This window comes from Streptomyces sp. NPDC020884, assembly GCF_044333935.1.
In the GTDB taxonomy this organism is placed as follows: domain Bacteria; phylum Actinomycetota; class Actinomycetes; order Streptomycetales; family Streptomycetaceae; genus Streptomyces.
Genome location: NZ_JBIRRY010000003.1, coordinates 63,862 through 79,406 on the forward strand (window position 1 = coordinate 63,862; position 15,545 = coordinate 79,406).

17 protein-coding genes are annotated in these 15,545 nt (G+C 72.7%); 12 read left to right on the forward strand and 5 right to left on the reverse strand.

Features of this window, described 5'->3' with window-relative positions:
* Positions 1-65 precede the first annotated feature (65 nt).
* The 3 genes from ACH4UK_RS11160 (at position 66) to ACH4UK_RS11170 (ending at position 3,385) form a co-directional block, all read left to right on the forward strand.
* Entirely contained in the window at positions 66-503 is a 438-nt protein-coding gene (locus ACH4UK_RS11160) for a gamma-glutamylcyclotransferase (protein ID WP_015610940.1), read from the forward strand.
* Between the two features lie 116 nt (positions 504-619).
* Positions 620-1,444, forward strand: a complete 825-nt coding sequence (locus ACH4UK_RS11165; protein ID WP_398355781.1) for a purine-nucleoside phosphorylase — start codon at positions 620-622, stop codon at positions 1,442-1,444.
* Between the two features lie 300 nt (positions 1,445-1,744).
* Positions 1,745-3,385 (forward strand): phospho-sugar mutase, encoded by a 1,641-nt coding sequence (locus ACH4UK_RS11170; RefSeq protein ID WP_398355782.1) that lies wholly within the window; start codon positions 1,745-1,747, stop codon positions 3,383-3,385.
* A 72-nt stretch (positions 3,386-3,457) separates the two neighbouring features.
* Here ACH4UK_RS11170 and ACH4UK_RS11175 read toward each other — a convergent pair whose 3' ends face one another.
* Positions 3,458-4,096: a PH domain-containing protein gene (locus ACH4UK_RS11175; RefSeq protein WP_398355783.1), complete on the reverse strand. Its 639-nt coding sequence runs from the start codon at positions 4,094-4,096 to the stop codon at positions 3,458-3,460.
* A gap of 181 nt (positions 4,097-4,277) precedes the next feature.
* Between ACH4UK_RS11175 and deoC the strand changes: the two genes are divergently transcribed.
* The 3 genes from deoC to ACH4UK_RS11190 are packed head-to-tail and all read left to right on the forward strand — an operon-like array spanning position 4,278 to position 7,658.
* On the forward strand, positions 4,278-5,264 hold the full coding sequence (gene deoC / locus ACH4UK_RS11180) for a deoxyribose-phosphate aldolase (RefSeq protein ID WP_398356311.1): 987 nt from the start codon (positions 4,278-4,280) through the stop codon (positions 5,262-5,264).
* A 5-nt stretch (positions 5,265-5,269) separates the two neighbouring features.
* Positions 5,270-6,706 carry an aldehyde dehydrogenase family protein gene (locus tag ACH4UK_RS11185; protein ID WP_398355784.1) on the forward strand — a complete coding sequence of 479 codons (1,437 nt, stop codon included), beginning with the start codon at positions 5,270-5,272 and terminating at the stop codon, positions 6,704-6,706.
* A complete protein-coding gene (locus ACH4UK_RS11190) occupies positions 6,699-7,658 on the forward strand; it encodes an aldehyde dehydrogenase family protein (RefSeq protein ID WP_398355785.1) in 960 nt (319 codons plus the stop codon). The genes ACH4UK_RS11185 and ACH4UK_RS11190 overlap by 8 nt, the downstream gene beginning before the upstream one ends.
* A 70-nt stretch (positions 7,659-7,728) precedes the next feature.
* Here ACH4UK_RS11190 and ACH4UK_RS11195 read toward each other — a convergent pair whose 3' ends face one another.
* The gene (locus ACH4UK_RS11195) at positions 7,729-8,148 is read right to left on the reverse strand and encodes a hypothetical protein (RefSeq protein ID WP_398355786.1); all 420 of its coding nucleotides are present in this window, start codon (positions 8,146-8,148) and stop codon (positions 7,729-7,731) included.
* Between the two features lie 62 nt (positions 8,149-8,210).
* Here ACH4UK_RS11195 and ACH4UK_RS11200 point away from each other — a divergent pair, with 62 nt between their 5' ends.
* Entirely contained in the window at positions 8,211-8,921 is a 711-nt protein-coding gene (locus ACH4UK_RS11200; RefSeq protein WP_398355787.1) for a uridine kinase, read from the forward strand.
* Positions 8,922-8,926: 5 nt separating this feature from the next.
* Here ACH4UK_RS11200 and ACH4UK_RS11205 read toward each other — a convergent pair whose 3' ends face one another.
* Both ACH4UK_RS11205 and ACH4UK_RS11210 read right to left on the reverse strand, forming a co-directional pair.
* A complete protein-coding gene (locus ACH4UK_RS11205) occupies positions 8,927-9,991 on the reverse strand; it encodes a hypothetical protein (RefSeq protein WP_398355788.1) in 1,065 nt (354 codons plus the stop codon).
* Between the two features lie 283 nt (positions 9,992-10,274).
* Entirely contained in the window at positions 10,275-11,048 is a 774-nt protein-coding gene (locus ACH4UK_RS11210; protein ID WP_398355789.1) for a SigE family RNA polymerase sigma factor, read from the reverse strand.
* 181 nt (positions 11,049-11,229) lie between these two features.
* On the opposite strand from ACH4UK_RS11210, the gene afsQ1 reads away from it, so the two are divergent.
* From afsQ1 to ACH4UK_RS11235, 5 genes are all read left to right on the forward strand, one after another.
* On the forward strand, positions 11,230-11,907 hold the full coding sequence (gene afsQ1, locus ACH4UK_RS11215; RefSeq protein WP_078533099.1) for a two-component system response regulator AfsQ1: 678 nt from the start codon (positions 11,230-11,232) through the stop codon (positions 11,905-11,907).
* The gene (locus ACH4UK_RS11220) at positions 11,904-13,433 is read left to right on the forward strand and encodes an ATP-binding protein (RefSeq protein WP_398355790.1); all 1,530 of its coding nucleotides are present in this window, start codon (positions 11,904-11,906) and stop codon (positions 13,431-13,433) included. Before afsQ1 ends, ACH4UK_RS11220 begins: the two co-directional genes overlap by 4 nt.
* Complete coding sequence (locus ACH4UK_RS11225; protein WP_398355791.1) at positions 13,430-14,065, forward strand: hypothetical protein; 636 nt, start codon at positions 13,430-13,432, stop codon at positions 14,063-14,065. Before ACH4UK_RS11220 ends, ACH4UK_RS11225 begins: the two co-directional genes overlap by 4 nt.
* A gap of 96 nt (positions 14,066-14,161) precedes the next feature.
* Entirely contained in the window at positions 14,162-14,734 is a 573-nt protein-coding gene (locus ACH4UK_RS11230) for a VanZ family protein (protein ID WP_398355792.1), read from the forward strand.
* Between the two features lie 94 nt (positions 14,735-14,828).
* The gene (locus tag ACH4UK_RS11235; protein WP_398355793.1) at positions 14,829-15,035 is read left to right on the forward strand and encodes a PspC domain-containing protein; all 207 of its coding nucleotides are present in this window, start codon (positions 14,829-14,831) and stop codon (positions 15,033-15,035) included.
* Between the two features lie 108 nt (positions 15,036-15,143).
* Here the strand turns inward: ACH4UK_RS11235 and ACH4UK_RS11240 are convergent, their stop codons facing one another.
* Positions 15,144-15,446 carry a hypothetical protein gene (locus ACH4UK_RS11240; protein WP_398355794.1) on the reverse strand — a complete coding sequence of 101 codons (303 nt, stop codon included), beginning with the start codon at positions 15,444-15,446 and terminating at the stop codon, positions 15,144-15,146.
* Positions 15,447-15,545: the final 99 nt, after the last annotated feature.

Consider the following 15,545-nt stretch of genomic DNA (forward strand, 5'->3'; position numbering starts at 1 on the left):
TCCCGACCGGGGCCTTCGTCACAGGAACCGCCGCTCCCGCGCCCACCTCCCGTACCCTCGGTCCCATGTCGCTCTACGCCGCGTACGCCGGCAACCTCGACGCGCGGCTGATGACCCGCCGCGCCCCGCATTCCCCGATGCGCAGCACCGGCTGGCTCAACGGCTGGCGGCTGACCTTCGGCGGGGAGCAGATGGGCTGGGAGGGAGCGCTGGCCACCGTGGTGGAGGCGCCGCGCTCCCAGGTCTTCGTCGCGCTGTACGACCTGGCGCCGATGGACGAGGACTCCATGGACCGCTGGGAGGGCGTCGGACTCGACATCTACCGGCGGATGCGCGTACGCGTGCACACCCTGGACGGCGAGGAGCCGGCCTGGATGTACGTGCTGAACGGGTACGAGGGCGGGCTGCCGTCGGCGCGCTATCTGGGCGAGATCGCGGACGCCGCGGAATCCGCCGGCGCACCTCACGACTATGTGATGGGGCTGCGCAAGCGCCCCTGCTGACCAGGGCCGACCGGGGCCCGGCCGCGCCGCGTTCGTGCGAAAGCACAAAGACCCGCGGCGCGTCTTTGCGCCCGTACATCTACGCGCGTAGGGATTCAGCGGTTACGCTCGTCCGCGTGAACGCATCTGTTATTCCGGACAACATCCAGGGCGACCCGCAGGCAGCCGCCGCCGGGGCCGCCGCCCGCCTGCGCGAGCTGACCGGCGCCGAGACCCATGACGTCGCCCTGGTCATGGGCTCCGGCTGGGCGCCCGCCGGCGAAGCACTCGGCGCCCCGGAGGCCGAGTTCCCCGTCACCGAGCTGCCCGGCTTCCCGGCGCCCGCCGTCGAGGGCCACGGCGGCACGGTCCGCTCGTACAGGATCGGCGAGAAGCGCACGCTGGTCTTCCTCGGCCGCACGCACTACTACGAGGGCCGGGGCGTCGCCGCCGTCGCCCACGGGGTCCGTACGGCGGTGGCCGCGGGCTGCAAGACCATCGTCCTGACGAACGGCTGCGGCGGCCTGCGCGAGGGCATGCGCCCGGGGCAGCCGGTCCTGATCAGCGACCACATCAACCTGACGGCCGCCTCCCCGATCATCGGCGCCAACTTCGTCGACCTGACCGACCTGTACTCCCCGCGGCTGCGCGCGCTGTGCAAGGAGATCGACGACTCCCTCGAAGAGGGCGTGTACGTCCAGTTCCCCGGCCCGCACTACGAGACCCCGGCCGAGATCAACATGGTCCGGACGCTCGGCGGCGACCTGGTGGGCATGTCCACGGTCCTGGAGGCCATCGCGGCCCGGGAGGCGGGCGCCGAGGTGCTCGGCCTCTCCCTCGTCACCAACCTGGCGGCGGGCCTGTCCGGCGAACCCCTCAACCACGAGGAGGTCCTCCAGGCCGGCCGCGACTCGGCGACCCGGATGGGCGCACTGCTGGCCCGGGTGCTCGAGCGCATCTAGGCAGGGCAGGCCGGGACGACCCCTGTCCATCGGCCTGCCCGGCTGCGACTCCGCCCTGTCCGGTTCCTGCCGTGGCCCGTCCGACTCCCTTCCGACCTGTGCGGCTTCCTTCCGGCTTGCTCCCAGCCCGCCCGGCCCCTGTCCAGCCCGTCCGGCGTTTGAGGACCGGGGTCCGGGGCTCCGCCCCGGTTTCGGGAAGGGGCGGGTAGGGGAACAGCCCGCGCAGCGCCCCACCCCCGCACCGCCCCACCCGCACCCACCCCCGCCCCCACACCTCCGCACCCCCGAAAGGCGGACCCCGTGCAGCACGACCTCATCGCGCAGGCCAGGACCTGGCTGGCCGAGGACCCCGACCCCGAGACACGCGCGGAGCTGGGCGCGATCGTCGAGGCGGGCGACACCGCCGAGCTCGCCGCCCGTTTCGCGGGCACGCTCCAGTTCGGCACCGCCGGGCTGCGCGGGGAGCTCGGGGCCGGGCCGATGCGGATGAACCGGTCCGTGGTGATCCGGGCGGCGGCGGGCCTCGCCGCGTATCTGAAGGCCCAGGGCGAGGAGGGCGGGCTCGTCGTCATCGGCTACGACGCCCGGTACAAGTCCGCCGACTTCGCACGCGACACGGCGGCCGTGATGACCGGCGCCGGACTGCGCGCCGCCGTGCTGCCCCGCCCGCTCCCCACCCCCGTACTGGCGTACGCCATACGGCATCTGGGAGCCGTCGCCGGCGTCGAGGTCACCGCCAGCCACAACCCGCCGCGCGACAACGGCTACAAGGTCTACCTCGGCGACGGCTCGCAGATCGTGCCCCCGGCCGACGGCGAGATCGCCGCCGCCATCGACGCGGTCGGCCCGCTGGCGGGCGTGGAGCGCCCCGAGGACGGCTGGGAGATCCTCGGCGAGGAGGTCCTGGCCGCCTACCTCGCCCGTACGGACGCGGTCCTGGCCCCCGGCAGCCCCCGTACGGCACGCACCGTCCACACCGCGCTGCACGGCGTCGGCACCTCCGTGCTGACCGCCGCGTTCGAGCGGGCCGGGTTCCCGGCGCCGGTCCTCGTCACCGAGCAGGCCGAGCCGGACCCGGCGTTCCCCACCGTGGCCTTCCCCAACCCGGAGGAGCCCGGCGCGATGGATCTCGCCTTCGCCACGGCCCGCCGGGCCGCGCCGGACCTGATCATCGCCAACGACCCGGACGCCGACCGCTGCGCCGTCGCCGTGCCCGACACCGCCACGGAGGGCGGCTGGCGGATGCTGCGCGGCGACGAGGTGGGCGCGCTGCTCGCCGCGCACCTGGTGGAGCGGGGCGTCGTCGGCGTGTTCGCCGAGTCGATCGTGTCGTCCTCGCTGCTCGGCCGGATCGCGGAGAAGGCGGGCCTCGGGTACGAGGAGACGCTCACCGGTTTCAAGTGGATCGCCCGGGTGGACGGCCTGCGGTACGGCTACGAGGAGGCGCTCGGCTACTGCGTCGACCCCGAGGGCGTCCGCGACAAGGACGGCATCACCGCGGCGCTGCTCGTCGCCGAGCTCGCCTCCGTACTCAAGGAGCAGGGCCGTACGCTGCTGGACCTGCTGGACGATCTGGCCCTGGCCCACGGCCTGCACGCCACCGACCAGCTCTCGGTGCGGGTGGAGGACCTCTCGGTCATCGCGGACGCCATGGCCCGGCTCCGGGAACAGCCGCCGACCGCGCTGGCCGGACTCGCCGTCACCTCGGCCGAGGACCTGTCGCGGGGCACGGACCGACTGCCGCCCACCGACGGCCTGCGCTACCACCTGGAGGGCGCCCGGGTGATCGTCCGCCCGAGCGGCACCGAGCCGAAGCTGAAGTGCTACCTGGAGGTCGTCGTCCCGGTCGCGGACGCGGCCGGGCTGCCCGCCGCGCGGGCGCGGGGCGCCGAGCTGCTCGCCGGGATCAAGCGGGACCTGGCGGCGGCCGCCGGGATCTGACGCCACGGAACGCCGAAGGGCCGACGCCCCCACCCGGGGTACCGGCCCTTCGGCGTTGCGTGCCGCCCGGCCTCAGCCGACCGCCCCCACCACCACGAGCAGGACGGCGCCCGCGACGGCCGGGGCGATCACCTCGTACGCCCAGCGCACGGAGCCCCGGTCCGCGCCCTCGGCGGTCGTGTCGCCCGCCTGCTCGGCGATGTCCCGCAGATCGCGGACGGTCTGGTCGGCGGAGGCGGTGCGCCCGGCGGAGTCGCGGACGTCGGCGCTGACCGAGGTGCGGCCGTAGGGGTCGTCGTGCGCCGCGCGGGCCGCGGTGCGCGCCGCGCGCTTGCGGGCGCGCAGGGAGACGGGGATCGCCCACAGCTGGTACTTGGTGCCGTCCTGGGCGAGCAGCTCGGAGGAGTACGAGGCCCGTACGTCGGCGACCTCGGTCCAGGGGAGCTCGATCGTCCGGAACGGGTTGCGGATCCGGATGCGCTCGTCGCCGGCGAAGACGGCGGGCCGCAGGGTGAACGCGGCGACCAGCGGCACCACCAGGAGCAGCGCGGCCGCCGCGAGCCAGGGCACCCGGCCCTCGCCCCGGATCATGGCGTCCCCGGCCATCCAGGCGATCAGCAGGAGCAGCAGCGACCCGCAGACCAGCGCGGCGACGGAACGGTAGGTCCGTGTCGCGGGGAGCGGCTCTGCGGGAGGTGTGGGGCTCGTCATGGGGCCGATTCTGCCTGACGGGCGCGGAGGGCGGCGGAGCGGCCGCCCGCGCCCGTCGGGCGGGTCGCCCCCGCGCGCGGGCCCCGGCAGCGGACCGCGTGGACGGCCGGGTGCGGGACGCACGGACGGCCCGGCCCCCTGTACAGGTCGCTACGCGCGTAGATATGCTCCTCTGGTGACCATGCCCACCACTGCTCCCTCCCCCAGGCTCTCCACCGCGTTCGAGCAGGGAGGTGCCCCCCTCTCCGACGCGACGGCGTCCGACAGTGCGTTGCGCCGCTTCCTGTCCGGGCTGCCCGGCGTCGACGCCGTCGGCCTCGAAGCGCGCGCCGCCTCCCTCGGAACCCGTTCGATCAAGACGACGGCCAAGGCGTACGCCATCGATCTCGCCATCTCGATGATCGACCTGACGACGCTGGAAGGCGCGGACACCCCGGGCAAGGTCCGGGCTCTCGCCGCCAAGGCCGTCAACCCCGACCCGACCGACCGCACGACCCCGCGTACCGCCGCGGTCTGCGTCTATCCCGACATGGCGGCCACCGCGGCCGCCGCGGTGGCCGGTTCCGGCGTGAAGGTGGCGTCCGTGGCGACCGCCTTCCCGGCGGGGCGTGCCGCGCTGGACGTCAAGCTCGCGGACGTCCGCGACGCGGTGGCGGCCGGGGCCGACGAGATCGACATGGTGATCGACCGGGGGGCGTTCCTCTCCGGCCGGTTCCTGAAGGTGTACGAGGAGATCCTCGCCGTGAAGGCGGAGTGCGGCACCGCCCGCCTCAAGGTGATCTTCGAGACCGGCGAGCTGTCCACGTACGACAACATCCGCCGGGCCTCCTGGATCGGGATGCTCGCCGGCGCGGACTTCATCAAGACCTCGACCGGCAAGGTGGCCACCAACGCCACCCCCGCCAACACCCTCCTCATGCTGGAGGCGGTCCGCGACTTCCGGGCGCAGACCGGTGTGCAGATCGGCGTGAAGCCGGCCGGCGGCATCCGCACCACCAAGGACGCGGTCAAGTTCCTGGTGCTGGTGAACGAGACCGCGGGCGAGGACTGGCTGGACCCGCACTGGTTCCGGTTCGGCGCGTCCAGCCTGCTCAACGACCTGCTGATGCAGCGCCAGAAGCTCAGTACCGGCCGTTACTCCGGCCCCGATTACGTGACGGTGGACTGATAGCCATGGCATCCGCATTCGAGTACGCACCGGCGCCGGAGTCCCGCGCCGTCGTCGACATCGCGCCCTCCTACGGGCTGTTCATCGACGGCGAGTTCACCGAGGCCGCCGACGGCAAGGTCTTCAAGACCGTCTCGCCGAGCAGCGAGGAAGTCCTCTCCGAGGTCGCGCAGGCAGGCGCGGCGGACGTGGACCGGGCCGTGAAGGCGGCCCGCAAGGCGTTCGAGAAGTGGTCGGCGCTGCCCGGCTCCGAGCGCGCCAAGTACCTGTTCCGGATCGCCCGGATCATCCAGGAGCGCAGCCGTGAGCTGGCCGTCCTGGAGACGCTCGACAACGGCAAGCCGATCAAGGAGACCCGCGACGCGGACCTCCCGCTGGTCGCCGCGCACTTCTTCTACTACGCGGGCTGGGCCGACAAGCTGGACCACGCGGGGTACGGGGCGAATCCCCGTCCGCTGGGCGTGGCCGGCCAGGTCATCCCGTGGAACTTCCCGCTGCTGATGCTCGCGTGGAAGATCGCCCCGGCGCTCGCCACGGGCAACACGGTGGTCCTGAAGCCCGCCGAGACGACCCCGCTCAGCGCGCTGTTCTTCGCGGACATCTGCCGTCAGGCCGGGCTCCCCAAGGGCGTCGTCAACATCCTGACCGGGTACGGGGACGCGGGCGAGGCGCTGGTCACGCACCCGGACGTGAACAAGGTCGCCTTCACCGGTTCGACCGCTGTCGGCAAGGCCATCGCGCGCTCCGTCGCGGGCACCGACAAGAAGGTCACCCTGGAGCTGGGCGGGAAGGGCGCGAACATCGTCTTCGACGACGCCCCGATCGACCAGGCCGTCGAGGGCATCGTCACCGGGATCTTCTTCAACCAGGGCCAGGTCTGCTGCGCGGGCTCCCGGCTGCTGGTCCAGGAGTCGGTCCAGGACGAGGTGCTGGACGCGCTGAAGCGCCGGCTGTCCACGCTGCGCCTGGGCGACCCGCTGGACAAGAACACCGACATCGGCGCGATCAACTCCGCCGAGCAACTCTCCCGGATCACCGCCCTGGTGGAGACCGGCGAGGCGGAGGGCGCGGAGCGCTGGAGCGCCCCCTGCGAACTGCCGTCCTCCGGGTACTGGTTCGCGCCGACGCTGTTCACCAACGTCACGCAGGCGCACACGGTGGCCCGGGACGAGATCTTCGGCCCGGTGCTCTCCGTCCTCTCGTTCCGCACCCCGGACGAGGCGGTCGCCAAGGCCAACAACAGTCAGTACGGCCTGTCGGCCGGCATCTGGACGGAGAAGGGCTCCCGCATCCTCGCGGTGGCCAACAAGCTCCGCGCGGGCGTCGTCTGGGCCAACACGTTCAACAAGTTCGACCCCACGTCGCCCTTCGGCGGCTACAAGGAGTCGGGCTACGGCCGCGAGGGCGGCCGCCACGGCCTGGAGGCGTACCTCGATGTCTGATCAGAACCGTCTGAGCGTCTTCAAGACCTACAAGCTGTACGTCGGGGGCAAGTTCCCCCGCTCCGAGAGCGGCCGGGTGTACGAGGTGAGCGACTCCAAGGGCCAGTGGCTGGCGAACGCGCCGCAGTCCTCCCGCAAGGACGCGCGTGACGCGGTCGTGGCCGCGCGCAAGGCCTTCGGCGGCTGGTCGGGCGCGACCGCGTACAACCGGGGCCAGGTCCTCTACCGCGTCGCGGAGATGCTGGAGGGCCGCAAGGAGCAGTTCGTCCGTGAGGTCGCCGCATCCGAGGGGCTGTCGAAGTCCAAGGCGGCGGCCGTCGTGGACGCGGCGATCGATCGCTGGGTCTGGTACGCGGGCTGGACCGACAAGATCGGGCAGATCTCCGGCGGGGCGAACCCGGTCGCGGGGCCCTTCTTCAACCTCTCCACCCCCGAGCCGACCGGCGTCGTCGTGGTCCTCGCGCCGCAGAAGTCGTCGTTGCTCGGGCTGGTCTCGGTGATCGCCCCGGTGATCGCGACCGGCAACACGGCGGTCGTCATCGCCTCGGCGGACGCCCCGCTGCCCGCGCTCTCGCTGGGCGAGGTGCTGGCCACCTCCGACGTCCCCGGCGGCGTGGTCAACATCCTGTCGGGCGCCACGGCCGAACTGGCGGCTCCGCTCGCCGCCCACCAGGACGTCAACGCGATCGACCTCACCGGCGCGGACACCGCTCTGGCGAAGGAGCTGGAGATCGCGGCGGCGGACAACCTGAAGCGGGTCCTGCGCCCGCCCGTGGCCCGCCACCGCCCCTCGAGCGAGGCGCAGAGCGCCACCCCCGCGTCTCCTGCGGACGCGGACGGCTCCGCCGACTGGTCGGCCCCGCCCGGCACGCACCGTCTGACGGCCTTCCTGGAGACCAAGACGGTGTGGCACCCGACCGGAGCACTGGGAGCCGCGGGCTCCTCGTACTGACGCCCACCAGGTGCCCGGACGGGGCCGCCCTCCCACCCCGGGGCGGCCCCGTCCGCCGTTCTCCCGCGCGTCAGCCGGTGATGAGTTCGGTGGCGGTCCCCACCACGGGCAGATCGCTCAGCGCGCCGCCGCTGGTGATCGGATCGGTGAGGACGGCCGTGGTCAGCGGCTTGAAGTCGGCGATCTGCGTGCCCACGGCGTTGTCCAGCGGGTCCACCCCGGTATTGGCCAGCGGGTCGAGCTGGAGGTCGGTGATGGGGGCGACGCTGCTGGCCAGCGAGGTGCCGAGCGCGCTGGTCACCGCGGGTCCGGCCGTCTCGCCGACCGCCTGGAGGGCGGAGACGCCCTGCTCCGGGACCTCCGCGGCGGCGGGCAGCTGGACGGCCTGGGCGGAGCCCGCACCGGCCCCCAGCGCGGCCCCCAGCGCGGTGACGGTCAGACCGGCGCGCAGCAGGACGCGACGTTCGGGCTTACGTGCATGAAGTGCCATGTTTTCCACCTGATCGAGCCTGGTCGGGTAATCGTCTGTGCGCGCAGAGTAGTTGAGGTGTGATGCTGGATACCAACAGGAGGCCCGGGGGATCCCCTGCGCGGGTCAATGCCTCACACTTCTGTTCTGTGAGTTCCCAACCGATCCCGACCCGCGTCGTCCTGCTCGCGGGCCCCTCCGGCTCCGGCAAGTCGTCCCTCGCCGCGCGCACCGGTCTTCCGGTGCTGCGCCTCGACGACTTCTACAAGGAGGCCGGCGACCCGACGCTGCCCCAGGTCCCCGGCTCCACGGACATCGACTGGGACTCCGCCGGGTCCTGGGACGCGGACGCGGCGGTGTCCGCCGTCGCCGAGCTGTGCCGCACCGGCCGGACGGACGTGCCGGTGTACGACATCGCCACCAGCTCCCGTACGGACCACGAGACCTTCCACATCGAGCGCTCGCCGCTGTTCGTGGCGGAGGGCATCTTCGCGGCGGACATCGTCGGACGCTGCCAGGAGCTGGGACTGCTGGCGGACGCGCTGTGCCTGCGCGGCCGCCCGTCCACGACCTTCCGGCGGCGACTGGTGCGGGATCTGCGCGAGGGCCGCAAGTCGGTGCCGTTCCTGCTGCGGCGCGGCTGGCGGCTGATGCGGGCCGAGCGGCGCATCGTGGCCCGCCAGACGGCCCTGGGGGCGCATCCCTGCGGCAAGGAGGAAGCGCTGGGGCGGTTCGCCGCGGCGGCGGCCGGGCGGTGCCGCCGGGCGAGCGTGGGGGCGCCGGTCCCGGAGTAGGGCGTTCAGCCGGCGGCGGGGGCGTCGCAGCCGAAGGTCCTGGCCGCGGCCTTCACGAAGGGCGCGACGTAGGCGTCCCTCCGGGGAAGGCCGGGGTGGCGTTTGCTCGCCTCCAGATACTGCTGCCCGGACTCGACCGCCCAGTAGAGGGCGCCGCCCCCGGCACAGGGCAGGATCATCGCGGATCCGCCATCGACGACATCGGCTTCCCGGCCGTCCGGCGCCTTGCCCTCGGTCGTGCCCGGGGCCTTCCGCACGGCGGCGATGAGCAGCGGGTCCCGGGAGGCCGTGTACCGCATGAACCCGTCCGCACGGACGTACCCGCGCGTTTCGTCGTCCAGGGACACCTTGCAGGTCCACAGGTCGGCGGGCGCCCGCTGACCGGCTTCGAGCACCTTCACGCCCTCCGGCACCTGGCCCCGGAGGGAGAAGCCGTCCAGTCCGCACACCTGCCCTTCGGCGGCCGGGCCTGCCTCCTCGGAGACCGGCGGCAGGAGCGTTCCGGGCCGCTCGGGGAGATCACCGCACTTCGCCCCGGCCGCGACGGCGCGTGCGGTGTCGGTGGTCAGCGCGGCGAACGCCGTGCGGTCGGAGACCTGCTCGCTGGAGCTGACTCTGACGATCACGGGCCGGTCGTCCCAGCACTTCTCGGGCAGCAGGGCCCACCCGGTGTACCCGTCGACCCCGCCGGTCGCCCTTCCGGCGAAGAACGACGTCTCCGACCGTTCCGGGGACCGGTCGACCCCGAGGAGCTCGTCACCCTGCTCCGCCCAGACGCGGACGGTCAGTTCGCCCTCGCCCGACCCGAGCACGACGGACGACTTCTCGACCCGGCAGACCGTCCGCGTCAGTTCGTCCCGAAGACCCTCGCCCTCGGCGTCGAGACGACCGGACCCCGGAAGGACCGCGTCCGCCCGCTCCGCGGAGACCAGTCCTCCGCAGAGCCGGTCCTCCGTCAGCACGTTGGTGTTGCGACAGGCGTGCAGCCCCACGATCACCAGGACCGGGACGACGGTCACCACGGCCCAGACCTTCCACGCCGTCCTCGTACGGTCCCGTGCTGTGCTCACTGGCTCACTTCCCTGGTTCACCGGGGCGCGGACACCGGCGCCGACCACACCGTAACGGTCACGGCGCACGGGCAGCGGGGCCGTACAGGACCCCCCGGCCCGTACGACCCCGCTGTGTTTCCCCCGTGGCCCGCGCCTCCCCCGAAGCGATGGGCCCTTCCCCCGTGTTTCCCCCGGGTCCCCTCGGTCCCCGTTTTTCCTGCTCCCCCGTACTCCCCCCGTACTCCCCCGTAGCCCCTGCCTCCCCCGAAGCAGTGGCCGTTCCCCCGTTCCCCCCGCTGCCTCAGGCCACCAGCTCGCCGAAGGACTCCTGCTCGTCACGTCCGAAGCTGAGGACCTCGTCCTCGCGCAGCCGGCGCAGGGAGCGCCAGATGCTCGACTTCACCGTGCCGACACTGATGTCGAGGATCGACGCGATCTCCGGGTCGGTGCGGCCCTCGTAGTACCGCAGGACCAGCATCGTGCGCTGGAGTTCGGGCAGCCGGGCGAGTGCCTGCCACAGCACCGCCCGCAGCTCCGTGCCGCGCATCGCGTCCGTGTCGCCCACCGTCTCCGGCAGCTCCTCGGTCGGGTATTCGTTCAGCTTGCGCCGGCGCCAGGCGCTGATGTGCAGATTGGTCATGGTGCGGCGCAGATAGCCACCGACCGCCGCCTTGTCGCTGATCCGGTCCCATGCCCGGTACGTCGAGAAGAGGGCGCTCTGCAGCAGGTCCTCGGCCTCGAACCGGTCACCGGTCAGGTGATAGGCGGTTGCGTACAGGGAGGCCCGTCGCTCCTGGACGTAGGCCGTGAACGCCGCTTCGGCGTCCGCGTCCTCCGTCCGGGCTCCGCGATCCCCCGTGACCTCCCCGTACGCGCTTCCCCCGTTGCCCCCCGTGGGCGCGTCAACCACCGTCATGTACGGCATGCGCACCTGCTCCGCAGCCGCCTGGTGCTGACGCCCGGCGTTACGAACACACCCCCGTACCATCGTCACGCCGGACTTCTCCGGGCTCCGGCCGACGTCGTGGAGACGCGTGACAACTGCGCTTGAGCTGGTGCTGTGCAGTGCGTTCATCTCGCGCCCCCTATCGGTGGAGTCCGTTCGTTCCCTGATGTCGAAGAGCTTGCCGGGGCAGTTTCATGGCGCTGTCCCCCGACTGTCACAGGCCTGTCACAGGGCCCTTCGCGGCCGTGCCCGAACATTCGGACCGACCGCAGGTCGAACTGAAGCGCCACCATGGGCCAGAATGACGTTCGTGCCTTTCCTGTTGCTGATCGAGGACGACGACGCCATCCGCACGGCCCTCGAACTCTCGTTGTCACGCCAGGGCCACCGTGTGGCCACCGCGGCGACGGGAGAGGACGGCCTGGAGCTGCTGCGCGAGCAGCGGCCCGACCTGGTCGTGCTGGATGTGATGCTGCCCGGGATCGACGGTTTCGAGGTGTGCCGGCGTATCCGCCGCACCGACCAACTGCCGATCATTCTGCTGACCGCGCGCAGCGACGACATCGACGTCGTGGTGGGACTGGAGTCCGGCGCGGACGACTATGTGGTCAAACCCGTCCAGGGCCGGGTGCTGGACGCCCGGATCCGGGCGGTGCTGCGTCGGGGGGAGCGCGAGTCGACCGACTCGGCGACCTTCGGCAACGTGGTGATCGACCGCTCCGCCATGACCGTCACCAAGGGCGGTGAGGACCTGCAGCTCACGCCGACCGAGCTGCGGCTCCTGCTGGAGCTGAGCCGCCGGCCGGGCCAGGCCCTGTCCCGGCAGCAGTTGCTGCGTCTGGTGTGGGAGCACGACTATCTGGGCGACTCCCGTCTGGTGGACGCCTGTGTGCAGCGGCTGCGGGCGAAGGTGGAGGACGTGCCGTCCTCGCCGACCCTGATCCGTACGGTGCGGGGCGTGGGCTACCGGCTGGACTCGCCTCAGTGACCGAATCCGCCAAGCGGTCCCTGCGCGCGGGTCTGCGCTGGACCAGTCTGCGGCTGCGGCTCGTCGTGGTGTTCGCGCTGGTGGCGCTGACGGCCGCGGTGTCCGCCTCGGGGATCGCGTACTGGCTCAACCGCGAGGCCGTCCTGACCCGTACGCAGGACGCCGCGCTCGACGACTTCCGGCGGCAGATGCAGGACACGGCGGCCGGGCTGCCGGAGCGTCCCACCAAGGACGATCTCCAGCGGGCCGCCGGGGAGATGGCGTCCAGCAGCCCGGGGTACAGCGTGCTGCTGGAGGCCGAGCGCGAGCGCGGCAAGCCGATCGTGGGCTCCTCCGACCTGGACACCTTCACCAAGGCCGACGTGCCGGACTCACTGCAGGAGCAGGTGTCCCGCAAGCGGCCGCTGACGTCGAGCAACGACCACGAGTACCACCTGTTCTGGCAGCGGACGAGCATCGCGGGCACGCCCTATCTCGTCGCCGGTACCCGGATCATCGGCGGCGGCCCGACCGGGTACATGCTCAAGTCCCTCGACCAGGAGCGGCAGGACCTCAACTCGCTGGCCTGGTCGTTGGGGATCGCCACCGCCCTCGCGCTGGTCGGCTCGGCGCTGCTCGCGCAGGCCGCCGCGACGACGGTGCTGCGCCCGGTGCAGCGGCTCGGCGACGCGGCCCGCAAGCTCGGCGAGGGCAAGCTCGACACCCGGCTCGTGGTCTCCGGCACGGACGAACTCGCCGATCTCTCCCGTACGTTCAACAGAACGGCGAGCTCGCTGGAGAAGAGGGTCGCGGACATGAGCGCGCGGGAGGAGTCGAGCCGCCGGTTCGTCGCCGACATGTCGCACGAGCTGCGCACCCCGCTCACCGCGATCACCGCGGTCGCCGAGGTGCTGGAGGACGAGGCGGACAACCTCGACCCGATGATCGCGCCCGCCGTGCATCTGGTGGTCAGCGAGACCCGGCGGCTGAACGACCTGGTGGAGAACCTGATGGAGGTGACCCGCTTCGACGCGGGCACCGCCCGCCTGGTGCTGGACACGGTCGACGTCGCCGACCAGGTGACCGCGTGCATCGACGTGCGGGCCTGGCTGGACGCGGTGGACCTGGACGCGGAGCGCGGCATGATGGTCCGGCTCGACCCGCGCCGGCTGGATGTGATCCTGGCCAATCTGATCGGCAACGCCCTCAAGCACGGGGGTTCGCCGGTGGGCGTCCGGGTGCGGACCGAGGGCGAGGAGCTGGTCATCGAGGTACGGGACCACGGTCCGGGCATCCCCGAGGATGTGCTGCCGCACGTCTTCGACCGGTTCTACAAGGCGAGCGCCTCCCGGCCGCGGTCGGAGGGCAGCGGACTCGGTCTCTCCATCGCCAGGGAGAACGCGCACATCCACGGCGGCGACATCACGGCGGCGAACTCCCCCGAGGGCGGTGCCGTCTTCGAACTGCGGCTGCCGCGCGACGCCGAGAAGCTCGCGCACCACGGCGAACCGGGCGCGCAGGCCCCGGACGAGGAGGGGGCGACGTGAGGCGCGGCGAGGTCACGTACCGGCGCGGCCCGCTCCGGCGGCGTGCGGCCCTCTCGCTGACGGCCGCTCTGGCGGTCGCGGCGCTGGCCTCCGGGTGCGGGATCCGTACGACCACGGTGCCGGTGGAAGCGGGGGCCGCACCCTCCCGGGTGCCGTGCCGGCTGTCCTCCTCCGACGTCACCACCCGGTCACCGGACAGCGTGAGCGCCGAGGTGTATCTGGTGTGCGCCTCGCAGCTGGTCACGGTGGACCGTCCGGTGGCGGAGGACGCGGCCGGTGCCGACCGGGTGGCGGTCGCCCGCGCGCTACTGAAGGAGGTCCAGCAGGCGCCGCCCGAGAGCGAGCGGCGGGCCGGGTTCACCACCGCGGTGCCGGCGGGGCTGCGGGTGGACCCGCCCCGGGACGGCGATCCGGCGGGCGCCCTGCGTCTGAGCAGCCAGCCGGAGGACCTGTCATCGGAGGCGCTGGCCCAGCTGGTGTGCACGTACGCGGAGAGCGAGACGCTGGTCACGGGTGGCTCGGTGGTCCTGGGCGGGCCCGGGGACTACCCGCCGCGCGGCTATCTCTGCACCTCGCAGACGAAGGCGCGGCCGGGGGACCTGGCCGTCCCGGACGCGGTCCGGCTGGACTGACGCGGCCCCGGCGCGGCCCGTGGGGCCCCGGGAAAGCCGGTCGCGCGCAGCGGGCCGCGACGGCACGGAACCGATCCTGCCGGTCGTGGCGTCTTGGTGGACGTGCGTCACAGTTCGGACGGCCAGACCGTCATCCACTTCCGCGCGGTGGGGGTCACTCTCCTTGTCGCGCATCTGCTGTTCGTCGGGTGGCTGACGCTGCGCCCGCTGGACGTCCCCTGGATCACGGCGGCGAATTTCGATCCGTTGGCCGGCATCAGGGCGGACCTCGCACGGGGACCGGCCGAGGCGGCCCGCCGGATCGGCGGGGCGCTGTCGCTGCTCGCCCCGCTCGGGGTGCTGCTGCCGATGGCCGGGGGCCGGATCTTCGTCTCCCCCTGGGTCTCGCTGCTGCGCACGGTCACCGCCGGGGCGCTGATCTCGCTGGCCATCGAGCTGGGCCAGACCGGGGTGCCGGGACAGGTCGTCGACATCGACTCGCTGCTGCTGAACACCACCGGGGTGGTGCTGGCCCATCTGCTGGTCGTGCCGGCCTGGCGGGCGCGGCTGCGCCGCCGGGGGCTGCCGGGGGTGCGGGACCTGCCCCACTACCGCCGGGAGACCCGTCTCAGGGACGAGGCCCCTGGGGGGTCGACCCCGACGATTACCGGGGTCGGCCTGGCACCGTAGAGCGAGGTTTTGTTCCCTTCGCGGCGGCACCATGGATACATCGGGGAGCACGACGAGCTGCTCCCCCCCGCAACGGTTCGCGAAGGAGCCCACCATGGCCGCACTTGTCCGCCCCCGCGAAGGCCGCATGATCGGCGGAGTGTGCGCGGGCCTCGCCCGGCGCTTCGGCATCTCCGCCGGCACGATGCGCGTCATCTTCGTCGTCTCCTGTCTGCTGCCCGGCCCGCAGTTCCTGCTCTACCTGGCGCTGTGGGCGCTGCTGCCCTCGGAGAAGTCCGCTTCCTCCGCGACGGCCTGGTGACGCGCCGCGTCACGGGGAGCGATGACGCGCAGTGGGGCGCACACCCTGGTCAGGGTGTGCGCCCCACTGGCATGTGCGGGTGGCGCCGGAGCCCGGCGCCGGTGGGGATCAGCCGCCGAGCGGGATCCCGTTGGCGGAGAGGCCCTGGGTGGGCAGTCCGCCGAGCAGGCCGGTGACCGGGGCGGCCGCGTCGGTGGCGTCGCCGCCGAGGACCTTGCCGACGGTCTCCTGGACCGGTGCGTTCTGGGCCGACTTGGCGACGGTGTCGAGCGCCATCGTCGAGACGGGGAGCGCCCCGGCCGCGGTGTCCAGCGGCAGCGAGGGGGCGGCGGAGGCGCTGCCGGCGGCGGCAGCGGCGAAAGCGGCGCCGAGAGCGGCGACACCGAGAGTCTTGGCAGCAGACTTCTTCATGGAGATTTCATCCTTGGGGAAGGGGATGTGAGCGGCTCTGCAAGCTAGCCATTACGCAGCCCCCTCCGCAAACATCCCGACACGCGGAAAAAGGGCCGG

Excerpts from the sequence above, each read along its gene's own strand:
- ACH4UK_RS11195 (WP_398355786.1), bottom strand. The coding sequence starts at position 8,148 with ATGGCACTTCATGCACGTAAGCCCGAACGTCGCGTCCTGCTGCGCGCC.
- ACH4UK_RS11160 (WP_015610940.1), top strand. The coding sequence starts at position 66 with ATGTCGCTCTACGCCGCGTACGCCGGCAACCTCGACGCGCGGCTGATG.
- ACH4UK_RS11175 (WP_398355783.1), bottom strand. The coding sequence starts at position 4,096 with ATGACGAGCCCCACACCTCCCGCAGAGCCGCTCCCCGCGACACGGACC.
- deoC (WP_398356311.1), top strand. The coding sequence starts at position 4,278 with ATGCCCACCACTGCTCCCTCCCCCAGGCTCTCCACCGCGTTCGAGCAG.
- ACH4UK_RS11185 (WP_398355784.1), top strand. The coding sequence starts at position 5,270 with ATGGCATCCGCATTCGAGTACGCACCGGCGCCGGAGTCCCGCGCCGTC.
- ACH4UK_RS11235 (WP_398355793.1), top strand. The coding sequence starts at position 14,829 with ATGGCCGCACTTGTCCGCCCCCGCGAAGGCCGCATGATCGGCGGAGTG.
- ACH4UK_RS11200 (WP_398355787.1), top strand. The coding sequence starts at position 8,211 with ATGCTGGATACCAACAGGAGGCCCGGGGGATCCCCTGCGCGGGTCAAT.
- ACH4UK_RS11190 (WP_398355785.1), top strand. The coding sequence starts at position 6,699 with ATGTCTGATCAGAACCGTCTGAGCGTCTTCAAGACCTACAAGCTGTAC.
- ACH4UK_RS11240 (WP_398355794.1), bottom strand. The coding sequence starts at position 15,446 with ATGAAGAAGTCTGCTGCCAAGACTCTCGGTGTCGCCGCTCTCGGCGCC.
- ACH4UK_RS11210 (WP_398355789.1), bottom strand. The coding sequence starts at position 11,048 with ATGAACGCACTGCACAGCACCAGCTCAAGCGCAGTTGTCACGCGTCTC.